Origin of the sequence: Bythopirellula sp., from assembly GCF_041737835.1 — a bacterium.
Taxonomy (GTDB): Bacteria; Planctomycetota; Planctomycetia; order Pirellulales; family Lacipirellulaceae; genus Bythopirellula.
This window is the reverse complement of sequence record NZ_JBGSQY010000054.1, coordinates 45,855-58,943: the sequence shown is the minus strand read 5'-3', so window position 1 is coordinate 58,943 and position 13,089 is coordinate 45,855. Positions and strand designations below refer to the sequence as shown.

Genomic DNA, 13,089 nt, shown 5'->3' with positions numbered 1-13,089 from the left:
TCAGTTTTGCTGAGACAAGATTTTATTTTATCAGTTGCTCGCAAGCACAATACCGCGTCGGTTTGCAACGGATTCCTCATAAATCGCAGGCTCAATCAGGCAGCGCTGCTTGCGACCGAATCTCCACACTCGCCTCAGGCAGACCTTGCGATTTCGCAGTGATTCTGATCGCGCCCGGCTCGGGCTTGGACCGCACCACAAGCAAGCTGCGCCCTTGGTGCAATTTGCGCGGATTGGTTTGATAAGATTCTTCGCTGCGAAGATCGCCACTGCCCACGGCAATGATCTCGCCGGGGCCTTCGATCTCATACTCCACAGTGTTGTCCGCGTTAGGACACTGAGTCCCCGCATCATCCAACAGTTCAACTTCCAAAAACGAAAGATCCTGCCCATCGGCTTGAATCGTGTCGCGGTCGGGCGTGAGCTGAATCTTGACTGGTGGACCTGCTGTCTTCAATTCGAAGCTTCCTAGCTCCTTACCCTCCTCAATCCCCACAACTCGTAGCACGCCTGGATAGTAAGGAACTTGAAACTCGGTGCGATATTTTTGTTCCCGCATCGTGGGCTTCTCGCCGAGCAATTTGTCATTGAGGTACAACCTAACAGCTGGATGCCGCGAGTAAACTTCTACGGTTAATTTCTTGCCTTCTTGCCCGGGCCAGGTCCAGTTGGCTTTCGTCGGTGGGTGGGCCCACTTGGATAATTGCCATGATTTGCCATCCGGCCCGGGGACTTGCACGGCCGCATAGAGTTTCTCACCACGATCCCACAAGATCTGACGGTAGTGCGACAACGGCTTTCGCTCGCAGTTCAAATCAAGATCGCCACACGCTCCCCCATGCCAAGGGAATTGCGACTCATCCCAGAACTCATGCATTTTCTCGTCCGGAGCAAACACACGACCAATTCCCGCCTCCCCGAGATAGTCGATCCCCGACCAAACAAAATCGCCAATCACATACGGCTCATCGTGCGATGCCTGCCAGCCTTCAAAGGCCGAGTTGGCGTACGTTTCGCTGCAGAAAATCACCCGCTCGGGAATACGCTTGTGATCGCCATGATGCTGATTCGTTTGATAGTTGTAACCAGCGACGTCGAGCGACTCAAAAACCGGATCGAGTTGGGGCCAATCTTCATTCTTTTCTAAGCCATTCAGCGCAATTGTCACGGGCCGCGTGGGATCGAGCTTGCGAGCATAATCAGCAAGTTCGCGAGCCAAACGCCTCCCCTCAGCTTTGCCGCGTTCAAACACTTCATTGCCGATGCTCCACATGATGACCGACGGGTGATTGCGGTCGCGATCGATCATCGCCCGCAAGTCGTTTTGCCACTCGTCGGCAAAGACCGTGCTGTAGTCATGCTTCTTCTTCGCCGTCGCCCAACCGTCAAACGCTTCGTCGATCACCAACATGCCCAGCCGGTCACACGCATCAAGAAACGCCATCGAGGGAGGATTGTGAGCCGTGCGGATCGCATTAAATCCCGCGGCTTTGAGCTTCTCGACGCGGCGATCTTCCGCACGGTCAAACGCCGCAGCGCCTAATGGACCGTTATCGTGATGCACACAGGCACCACAGAGTTCCACCGGCTGCCCATTCAGCAGCATTCCGTTTTTGGCATCGATCGCAACCGTACGAATACCAAACTTGGTTCGACTCTCATCGAGAGCTTCACCGTCCTCAGAAATTTGGATGTTAGCGCCATATAGATGAGGCTCATCCGGCGACCACAATTCAGGCTTGGAAATCTGCAACTCTCGTTTAACAAGCAGCCTCTCCTTCGGCTGGAGTATTTCACTGCTCTCGTGTGAACTTTGGGAGTTGCCGTTGAGGCTCACAAGTTGGATATCAACATCAGCATTTCGCGCCGTATCCGAATCATTAATTAAGACCAGAGACACATCGACCATAGCTCCCTTATCACTGATCTCGCGAGTTGAGATGCTCAGAGCGTCCTTGTCGATGTGAACAGGATCAGTCACAGTTAGCCGCACATGCCGGTAAATTCCAGAGCCCGTATACCACCGCGAATTCGGCTGTGCGGAATTATCCACCCTCACGGCAAGCACATTCGGCTCGTCGAATCGAAGTTGTTCGGTCACATCAAATCGAAACAGCGTATAAGCATAGTGATGCTCCCCTAGCATCTCACCATTGAGCCAAACCTCAGCTTTTGGCGCAATACCTTCAAACTCCAGAAAAATTTTCTTACCCCGCCATTCAGGCTTGGTGTCGATCGCACGGCGATACCAACCCACACCCGTGGGAAAATATCCCCCATCTCCTCCACTCAGTGCAGCGGGGTCGGTCGTTCCCTCGATGCTCCAATCATGAGGCAGGTTCACAACCCGCCATTTTTGGTCTGCAAAATCCCGCGCGTTGGCTTGCGGTATTTCTCCCAAAGCAAATCGCCAATCAGAGTCCAACAAAAAAGTTTCTTTCGCGCACGCTATCGAGCTTGCTGAGAAAACTAACATCAAAACGCAGAAATAATTCCAATTATTATGAAACATGAAAATCGATTCTCGATCTTTAAACGGGGCGTGCATTGCGTCCTCTGTGCATCTATGGAAAATAAATAGAGACACAGCACTTTGCTTCTCGCCTTATCTCCCTCGTCGCTCTCGTATGATAGCAATTGGTTATCGAACTCGCATCTCGCCGCGCGCATGGATGCTCGCCTGCATACTGGGCCTTGTGATTTGCCACGCACAACCATTCTACGCAGACGAACTCCAATCGGCTTTTGAGCATCCTCCTGCCGACGCGGCACCGTGGACCTTTTGGTATTGGAATAAAGGGGCCATTTCGTCCGAGGGGATTACCGCCGACTTGGAAGCGATGCACAACGCAGGCATCGGCGGTGCATATTTAATGACGATCAAGGGAGGCGATTCCAAACTTTGGGATCCACCCGTCGAGCAACTCACGCCGGCTTGGTGGGAGCTGGTCAAGCATGCGTTTCAAGAAGCCCAGCGCTTAAATCTTAAATTCGCCATGCACGTTTGCGACGGCTTCGCCACGGCGGGTGGGCCTTGGATCACACCCGAACAATCGATGCAGAAGGTCGTCTGGTCAGAGACGTACATAACCGGCGGCAAGCCTTTCCGAGGCACGCTGCCGCAACCAGATACAAACGAAGGTTATTACCGCGATCTGGCCGTCTTTGCGATACCCGTTAACTCCGTGCCATCTCAAGAAACGCCACAAGTCACGACCAGCGTTCCCCATCTCGAAGCCCATTTTCTCACATCGTCAGACAGCAGTGAGCGAGTTCGATTGGAGGAACCCGGCTGGATTCAATACGAATACAAGGAACCTTTCACCTGCCGCACGATCACCATCACTCCCGACGGCAACAGCTTTCAAGCGAATCGTTTGCTTGTGAGCGCGAGTGATGACGGCAAAAACTTTCATGAAGTCGCTCGGCTCGAACCTCCCCGTCATGGTTGGCAGAACGGCTCTGGGGCGGTTTCTCATTCTATTCCCGAAACGACCGCCCGCTTCTTTCGCTTTAGCTACGATCCTGCAGGCACCGAGCCAGGCGCCGAAGACCTCGATTCCGCCAAGTGGAAGCCGACACTCAAAGTTCGTTCCATTGTTTTGGCAAATCAACCACGTCTTCATCAAGTCGAAGGCAAAAACGGTTCCGTCTGGCGAGTGAGTCAACGAACGAACGACAACCAGATTGGCAACACGGATTGCATACCACACAAGAAGATCATAAACATCACCGAGCATCTACAGCAGGATGGATCTCTCAATTGGAATGCACCCGCGGGCGAGTGGCTGATCTTGCGGATGGGTCACACTGCCACTGGGACTCGCAATGAAACGGGCGGTGGTGGCCGTGGTTTGGAATGCGATAAGTTTGACCCGGCAGTGGTCAAACTGCAATTCGACAAGTGGTTCGGCGAAGTGATTCGTCAGATCGGACCCGAGCTGACTGAAAACGTGCTCAGTGGTTTTCACGTCGATAGCTGGGAATGCGGCAGCCAAAATTGGTCACCCGTCTTCGCCGCGGAATTTGAACGTCGTCGCGGCTACGATCTCATGCCCTATCTGCCAGTGCTGGCTGGGATTCCCATCACCAGCGCCGACGTTTCTGAGCGAGTGCTCTACGACGTGCGGCAGACAATCTCAGATTTGATCGTCGATAATTTCTTTGGCACATTGCGTGACTTGGCCCACGAACACAATTGCCAGTTCAGCGCCGAATGCGTCGCTCCCACGATGGTCACCGAAGGCATGCGGCATTTCGGCGCCGTGGATCTTCCCATGGGCGAGTTCTGGCTGCGCAGCCCTACTCACGACAAGCCCAACGACATGCGTGACGCCATCTCGGCCGCGCACGTTTATGGCAAACCCATCGTTCAAGCCGAAGCGTTCACGGAGTTGCGAATGGCTTGGGATGAGCATCCTGGCCTGATAAAATTCCTCGGCGACCGCCAGCTTGCCTTGGGTGCCAATCGCTTCGTTTATCACATTTTCAATCACAATCCCTGGATCGATCGCCAGCCTGGAATGTCGCTCGATCAGATCGGGCTGTTTATCCAACGTGATCAAACCTGGTGGCCTGCCGTTAATGCCTTCATCAACTACCAAAAACGCTGTCAGGCGATGCTGCAAGCAGGCGAACCGGTGGTCGACATTGCCGTCTTAACCGGTGAAGAAATCCCGTCGCGTGCTTTGCTGCCCGAAACACTGGTCACGACCTTACCCGGCATCGTTGGCGAAGAGGCCGTCGCGCGTGAAACCGAGCGGCTCGCCAATGTCGGCACGCCACTGCACGAATTACCCGCAGGCGTCAACCATTCGGCTAACATGACCGATCCCGCCGATTGGATTGATCCACTGCGTGGCTACAGCTACGACTCGGTGAATCCCGATGCGCTGCTTCGCTTGGCAAAAGTCGAAGATGGTCGCCTCAAATTTGCTAACGGTCATGGCTATCAACTTTTGGTCATGCCGATGCCCCGGCCACTCTCGCCGCATCCTGAATTGATTTCGCTACCATTGGCTGAAAAAATTGGTTTGCTCGTTCAAGCGGGAGCCAAAGTGGTCGCCTTTGTGCATGGTCGTCAATCGCCAAGTTTGGAAGACTATCCCACGGCCGACGAAAAACTGCTTGCTCTGTTAAATAAACCTCCCGCCGATGGAGCTTTGACCGTCGAGCGTCCCGGCGCCGTCCGTCAAATCGGTCAGGGTCAACTGATTTACGGCCCCATCACCGCTGATTCGTTTGCTCGTTACGGTATCGAGCCCGACTTCATCGCTTACACAACCGCTGGCAAACGGCTTCACAATCTCGCGTGGAATCATCGCCGTTCGCAAACCGCCGATTGGTATTTCGTGTCGAACCAAGGGGAGGCCGCTCAGGAAGTCATTCTTTCTTTGCGTGAGCAAGGCAAGCAGCCCGAAATTTGGGATCCCGTCACGGGCAAAATTCAGCAGGCCAAAAAATGGACGATCGTCAAAGGTCGCACCGTTCTGCCCGTGCGACTCGAACCCAGCGGTTCACTGTTTGTCGTGTTTCGCGAAGCCACCGACGTCACAGGCCAAGCCGACGGAACCAATTGGTCGGAATTCCAAGAACAACAAGAACTAGCAACACCTTGGCAGGTATCGTTCGACGAATCACTCGGCGGTCCCAATGAAACGATTGAATTCGCGGAGTTAGTCGATTGGTCTCAACATAGTGACACCAGAATTCGCCACTACTCCGGCACGGCCACCTACACAAACAAATTTCAGTGGGAAAAGTCCACAGTAAAAGTATGGCTCGATCTCGGCCAAGTTGCCAACATCGCCGAAGTGCGAGTCAACGACATCGCCTGCGGCACAGCCTGGACTCCCCCTTATCGCGTCGACATCACGCAAGCATTACGCGAGGGAGACAACGAACTTTCGATCGCTGTCACCAACACTTGGGCCAACCGCTTGATTGGCGATGCACAGCTTCCTGCTGACGAGAGCATCACCTGGACAACCGCTCCACCACTCTCCAGCAGCGCGGCATTGCTTCCCGCGGGTTTACTAGGTCCCGTGACTTTGCTTACGGAAGTCCAATCCGATGCAACAGAGGTCTCGCCGGAAGACATGGAGGCCGTCTTTAACGAAGTCAAAACGCCTTACAAATACAGCGTGCTGCTCAAACCCGAGCCAGGACAATTTCTCGATTGCCCGAATGTCTTTCGCCATGGCGATGCTTGGTACATGGTTTACGTCGCCATCACCGACAAAGTTGGTTACGAAACTTGTCTTGCTCGCAGTGATGATCTCTTGAAATGGGAACCACTGGGGAAAATTTTGCCGTTTGTTAATGAAGGCTGGGACAAATGGCAAGCCGACGGCAGCATCGCGCTCGTTGATCCTGAGTGGGGAGGTACTTCAGAACTGCAATCCTTTGACGGCAAGTATTGGATGTCCTACTTCGGTGGGGCCAAGCAAGGTTACGAAACCGATCCGCTGTCCATTGGCATGGCCTGGACCACCGAATCGCAACTCGCCAAACCTTGGCATCGACTCGCAGAGAACCCCGTCCTCACGCCCGATCATCCCGATGCCCGTGATTTTGAAAAGGCGACGCTCTATAAGAGTCATATCTTGTGGGACAAAACGGAATTCCTCGGTGCACCCTTCATCATGTATTACAACGCCAAGCAAACCGGGCCGTGGATCGAACGCATCGGCATGGCCACCTCGCACGATATGGTGCATTGGCAACATTACGGCAAGCAGCCCATCATCGACAACTTCAAAGGAATCTCGGGCGATCCGCAAATTGTTCGTATGGACGATCTATGGGTGATGTTCTATTTCGGCGCGGGTTGGAAAAAAGGGGCGTTCGACACCTTTGCGTGTTCACGCGATTTAGTCCACTGGACCAAATGGTCGGGCGAAGATTTGATCAAACCCTCAGAGCCTTGGGACAAAACCTTCGCTCACAAACCTTGGCTTCTGAAACACAACGGCGTGGTCTACCACTTTTACTGTGCGGTGGCGGGGGACAATCGCACGATTGCCTTGGCCACCTCACGCGACTTGCGCCCAAAGCCGGAGCAGCCGTGATTCGCACGTTTACACTCCTGAGCTTGATTGCCTGCCTGGCGGTTTCCGTGCTGGCCGATCCGCCCGATTGGGAGAACGAGCAGGTCATGGCTCGTAATCGTCTCCCTGCTCGAGCCTCGTTCACGCCGTTCGCCGACGTCGAACAAGCTCGCTTAGGTCAGCAAAATCAATCGCCCTGGTTTCAAACGCTCAACGGCGATTGGAAATTTCATTGGGTACCACGACCAGAAGATCGACCGCAGGATTTTTCCAACGAGAACTTTGACGATTCGGCGTGGAAAACAATTCCGGTCCCCTCGAATTGGGAAATGCAAGGCTACGGCACGCCGATCTATGTCTCGGCGGGCTATCCCTTCAAGATGGATCCGCCGCGCGTGACCTCCGAACCGCCGCAAGATTACACCGCCTTCAAAGAGCGCAACCCCGTCGGTTCGTATCGCCGCACGTTCAAGATTCCTGACGCATGGCGGAAGCGCCGCACGATTCTGCATTTCGCCGGCGTCGACAGCGCGTTCAACGTCTGGGTCAACGGCCAGTTCGTCGGTTACAGCGAAGACAGCCGTACGCCGTCGGAGTTCGATATCACCGACAAACTCGTTGCCGGCAAGAATCTCATCGCGGTGGAAGTCTTCCGCTGGAGCGACGGCAGCTATCTTGAAGATCAGGATATGTGGCGGCTCAGTGGCATCTTTCGCGATGTGTTTTTGCTTTCACGCCCCGAGGTTTCGATTGCGGACTTTGCCGTACAAACGGAACTTGATAACGATTACAAGCATGCGAAATTGCTGATCGAACCAGAACTTGCAATATCAGGCAATCAATCGCTCGATGGCTGGACGCTAGAAGCTCAACTTTTTGACGGCGACAAACCTGTCTTTGCCAAGCCGCTCGAGGCAAATGCCGCGAAGATTGCCAATCCCAATTACAAAGCCAATCTCTTGGTGGAACGCACCCCTCAACGCGGCCAACCGAAATTCGGCTGGCTCACTGCGAAGATCGAATCGCCTAAACTTTGGACCGCCGAGACTCCCCATCTCTATCGCCTCGTGCTGACCCTGCGTGATACCGACGGCAACGTCATCGAAACCACTGGCAGCAACGTCGGCTTTCGTGACGTAAAAATTCGCGACGGCCAACTCCTCGTCAACGGCCAACCCGTGCGACTTCGCGGTGTGAATCGCCACGAACATGATCCCACTGAGGGCCACGCGATTTCTGAAAGCCGGATGATCGAAGACATCCGGTTGATGAAGCAAGCCAACATCAACTCCGTCCGCACGGCCCATTATCCCAACAATCCACGCTGGTACGAGCTGTGCGATGAGTATGGCCTCTACGTGATGGACGAAGCCAACATCGAAACGCACGGCCTCCGCGGCCAACTGGCCAGCGAACCAACTTGGCACGTCGCGTTTCTTGAACGCGCCGTCCGCATGGCCGAGCGAGATAAAAATCATCCGAGCGTGATACTCTGGTCGCTCGGCAACGAGTCGGGTTACGGCCCCAACTTCGCAGCGATCTCGGCTTGGCTACGTGCCTTCGATCCCACCCGGCCGATTCATTATGAGGGGGCACAAGATACTCCCACCGATCCCAACACGGTCGACGTTATCAGCCGTTTTTATCCTCGCGTTCAAGGAGAATATCTGAACCCTTCTGACGCAAAGGGAGATGCTGAATCGGAGCGCGCGGAAAATGCTCGCTGGGAACGGTTACTCGATTTGGCGAAAGACGATCCGAGTGGCCGTCCCATCCTGACGAGCGAATATGCCCACGCGATGGGTAACTCCCTCGGCAATCTGCGTGAGTACTGGGAGGAAATCTATTCTGATCCGCGCCTGCTGGGAGGCTTCGTTTGGGAGTGGTGCGATCAAGGACTGTACAAAACGAATGAGGACGGCCAGAAATTTATCGCCTACGGTGGCGACTTTGGCGATTTTCCCCACCACCGTGTGTTCTGCATCAAAGGGATCGTCACCGCCGAGCGTGAGACGACTCCTAAGTATTGGGAAGTCAAAAAAGTCTATCAGCCCATCTTGATGGAAGCCGACGCAACGCTTGCGGAGAGCAAAACTATTCGCATTACCAATCGCCATTCGCATCTCAACCTCAAGGAATTCAACATTCGCTGGCAACTCATCTGTGATGGCGACATTGCCGAGCAGGGGGCCCTACCACCGATTGACGTTCCCGCAGGGAAACACGGCACTCTTTCACTCGAACAAATCCCCATCGATCCAAATACCGAGGGCGTTTGCTCTCTCAGAATCAGCTTCCAGACACGCAATGGTGCTCCTTGGGTCAAAGCGGGCCATGAAATCGCCTGGGAACAGTTTCCGGTTGCTACAAAGTCATCTCCTAAGCTCGTAAACCAAGCCACGTTGCCGTCGCTCACAGTAAAGGATTCCGACGACTTGGTGGAAATCACCGGCAAGCATTTCGCCGCCCAATTCAGTAGCTCCTTGGGAACCCTCACATCTCTCAAGTACAACGGCACGGAGTTATTGGCAGTCGAGCAAGAATCGGCTGGTCCCGTGGCCCAATTCTTCCGTGCCCCTGCGGATAATGACCGTGGCTTCGGCAATTGGCTAGCTCGTAACTGGCAAGAAGCTGGTCTTTCTGATCCAGAGCGCACCGTTGAATCTTTCGCGGTGAAGCAGCTGAATGAGAATCTTGTTCAAATCCAAGCCACCATCAAAAGCACGGTGAACCAAGGTTCGATCACCCAAAAATCGACATGGCTCATCCGCGGCGATGGTTCGCTCGACCTTAAAACAGAATTTCTACCGGCAGGTGATCTCCCGCCGCTTCCACGGATCGGCATCGTACTAAAACTTGCCGGCAGCTTCGATCGGCTTAACTGGTACGGCCACGGTCCCCATGAAAACTATGCCGACCGCTTGGAAAGTTCGCCGCTGGGCATCTATCACAGCACCGTCGACGATCAGGCATTCCCGTATCCACGCCCCCAAGAAACCAGCAACAAAGAAGGCGTCCGTTGGCTCGCATTAAGCAATGCAACAGGGAGTGGATTGCTCGTCGTGGCGGAAGAAGAACCTTTCGCCGCATCAGCCTTGCGTTTCACCGCTCAAGACTTAGCAGCCGCCACGCATAACCACGAACTCAAACCCCGAGACGAAGTCGTCGTATCACTCGACGCGCGCCACTGCGGCCTCGGCAACGGCAGCTGCGGCCCGGGTGTGCTCACCAAATATGCGGTCCCAGTTCAGCCCTATTCACTGCATGTCGGTTTGCGTCCCCTCGAACCTGATTCGTCTCTCAATATCCAAACAAAAATCAAATACCAAAAGTAATTCTAATCACTCGTCTTACTCTTATCAGCGCTGATTAGCGATAATCAGCGTTCCTAATCTCATCATGAAATCAATAAACAAACACAGCGTTTCGTTGCTCGGCTTCTTATTGCTATTATTTTGCAACTCAGCCTTAGGCGCCGAACCAATCACAATTAAGGTTGCCACCGACGCCGCTCCCCGTGTTCAGTTCGGTGTCGAACGGATCGTCAGCGCGCTAGAAAAAATCGGCCTCGCAGCAACAACGACAAACGATGCGGTCGCGCAAATCCTGATCGGCGATTCACAGGACGCTGCTGAACTCGGCAACGAAGGCTTTCATCTGCAATCCAACAACCAGGGCCAAATCACAATCCACGGCGGCGGGGATTCAGGGGTGCTCTACGGTTGTCTGGAGCTTGCCCGACGAATTGAGGCTGAAAAATTGCTTCACAAAAACTTGGACTTTCAAGACGCGCCTGTCTTCAAGTTGCGTGGACCTTGTTTCGGAATGCAAAAGACGAGCATCCTCCCCGGCCGCAAAGTTTACGAATACCCATACACGCCCGAATTGTTTCCCTTCTTTTACGACAAGGCCTACTGGCAGCAGTATCTCGATTTTCTCGTCGAGAACCGCATGAACACGCTTTATATTTGGAACGGCCATCCATTCGCTTCGCTCGTGCAGCTTCCCGACTATCCCTATGCACTCGAAGTCTCCCCCGAAGTGTTCGAGAAGAACGTCGAAATGTTCCGCTACATCGCCAAGGAGTGCGATAAGCGCGGGATTTGGCTGGTGCAGATGTTTTACAACATCATCGTGTCGCAACCCTTTGCCGAGCATCATGGCCTCCCCACGCAAATGGATCATATTGATCCGATCGCAGCCGACTACACGCGCAAATCCATCGCCGAGTTCGTGCGGCAATATCCCAATGTTGGCTTGATGGTTTGTCTCGGTGAAGCATGTGTCACGCTCGACAATCAAGTGAAGTGGTGTACCGAGGTGATTCTGCCGGGCGTGAAAGATGGCATGCAAGCGGCAGGGCTCGTTGAAGAACCGCCGGTTGTGATTCGCGCCCACGCGACCGATGCCACGGTCGTGATGCCCAAAGCGCTCGAGGTGTACGGCAATCTCTACACCGAGGCCAAGTTCAACGGCGAATCGCTGACCACTTGGGAGCCACGCGGCCTGTGGCAAGAAATTCATCAAAAACTGAGTCAACTTGGGTCGACTCACGTTTCGAATATTCACATCCTCGCCAACTTGGAACCGTTTCGTTACGGAGCACAACGCTTCATCAAAAAATCGGTGCAAGCCTCCCGCGATCGGCTGTGGGCACAAGGCCTGCACGTTTATCCGCTGGCCTATTGGAATTGGCCCGATGCTCCCGACAAGGTCACGCCGCCGCTTCAGCAGATCGAACGCGATTGGATTTGGTTCGAGGCCTGGGCACGCTACGCTTGGAATCCCGACATTGAAGACGACGCTGATCAGGAATATTGGATCGATCGACTGGCTGAAAAATATGGAACACGAGAAGCAGCCGAGCAGATCCTTACTGCTTACAACGAGTCGGGCGAGTGCGCGCCCTTGCTCTTGCGTCGATTCGGCATCACTGAGGGAAATCGCCAGACTTTGGCTTTGGGCATGACGCTCGATCAACTGATTAATCCCGAAAAATATCGGCCGTATCCAGAGCTATGGCTTTCTCAGGCGCCACACGGCGAGCGTCTGGATGAATACGTACAAAAGGAACTCGCCGGCGAACCGCATACCGGCGAAACTCCTGTGTCAGTCTTATCCGATGCACTTGCATGTTCTGAGAATGCCGTGAACGCAATCGAACAGGCGGCACCCGGCGTCTCGACGAATCAAGCTGAATTCAACCGGCTCAAGAATGATGTCTCCTGCATCCGCGCGATGGTGCAAAACTACGCCGCCAAGGTGAATGCGGCCATACTCGTCATGAAGTTTCAACAAACCCATGACACGAGCTTGCTCAACGAGGCCGAACAACAACTGGCGGAAAGTCTCGAGCATTTCCGCAAGTTAACTTTACTCACCAATGGCTCCTATGAATTTGCCAATTCGATGCAAACTGACACCCGCAGAATCCCAGTGACCGGGGCCATCGGCACCGAGCCTGTCAGCTTTCATTGGTCACAAATGCTGCCCGTTTACGAACAAGAACTTGCCGACTTTCAAGCTTCCGTCGCGGCAGTCAACGGCGGTGACACGACGGCCCTGTTCCGTCGCGAGAAGAAACCTCTCCGCAAGGCGGCCGTCAAAGTTCTCACTCCGCAAGCAGAAGCCTACACCGTCCAAACCGGCACGCGGGCGTACAACGATCAGCAATGGCGGATTCAAGCCCTGGTTCCTGAACTCGATCAACTCACAGGAATTCGCTTTCCTCACACCACGGCGGCACAAGGAGCGTACGATCCCGTGGAATTTGAAGTCGAAGAGCCGGTGCTCGTGCTGATCGGCTACATCCGCGACGAAGACAAGCAGTGGCTCCAACCACCGCGGCTCGAAATGGATGCCCTGGGTGGCGAGCGCGGTGGCACCGAAGTTTACATTCAGGATGCGGCCATCGTAGACACGTTACCTCCCATCGACGTGTACGCTCTCCGTTTCGACAAAGGAAAACACAAACTCACGATGCGCGGCCAAGGCAGTTTTACTGTTCTAGGCATCGCCGTCGAAGAATAGCTTTGAGGAA

4 protein-coding genes are annotated in these 13,089 nt (G+C 54.2%); 3 read left to right on the top strand and 1 reads right to left on the bottom strand.

What is annotated here, in order from left to right; all coding sequences use genetic code 11:
• Positions 1–91: 91 nt before the first annotated feature.
• The gene (locus AC6T8Q_RS17165; RefSeq protein WP_500680276.1) at positions 92–2,476 is read right to left on the bottom strand and encodes a glycoside hydrolase family 2 TIM barrel-domain containing protein; all 2,385 of its coding nucleotides are present in this window, start codon (positions 2,474–2,476) and stop codon (positions 92–94) included.
• Positions 2,477–2,627: 151 nt separating this feature from the next.
• Here AC6T8Q_RS17165 and AC6T8Q_RS17160 point away from each other — a divergent pair, with 151 nt between their 5' ends.
• The 3 genes from AC6T8Q_RS17160 to AC6T8Q_RS17150 all read left to right on the top strand — a co-directional run bounded on the left by AC6T8Q_RS17160 (position 2,628) and on the right by AC6T8Q_RS17150 (position 13,079).
• Complete coding sequence (locus AC6T8Q_RS17160; RefSeq protein ID WP_500680252.1) at positions 2,628–7,070, top strand: glycosyl hydrolase; 4,443 nt, start codon at positions 2,628–2,630, stop codon at positions 7,068–7,070.
• Positions 7,067–10,384, top strand: coding sequence for a beta-galactosidase, LacZ type (gene lacZ / locus AC6T8Q_RS17155; protein WP_500680251.1), 3,318 nt, complete (start codon positions 7,067–7,069; stop codon positions 10,382–10,384). The genes AC6T8Q_RS17160 and lacZ overlap by 4 nt, the downstream gene beginning before the upstream one ends.
• A 64-nt stretch (positions 10,385–10,448) precedes the next feature.
• Entirely contained in the window at positions 10,449–13,079 is a 2,631-nt protein-coding gene (locus tag AC6T8Q_RS17150) for a hypothetical protein (RefSeq protein WP_500680250.1), read from the top strand.
• Positions 13,080–13,089: the final 10 nt, after the last annotated feature.

What these genes read in the sequence shown, in the direction of transcription:
- AC6T8Q_RS17165 (WP_500680276.1), bottom strand. Translation starts at nt 2,476, where the DNA reads ATGTTAGTTTTCTCAGCAAGCTCGATAGCGTGCGCGAAAGAAACTTTT.
- AC6T8Q_RS17150 (WP_500680250.1), top strand. Translation starts at nt 10,449, where the DNA reads ATGAAATCAATAAACAAACACAGCGTTTCGTTGCTCGGCTTCTTATTG.
- AC6T8Q_RS17160 (WP_500680252.1), top strand. Translation starts at nt 2,628, where the DNA reads ATGATAGCAATTGGTTATCGAACTCGCATCTCGCCGCGCGCATGGATG.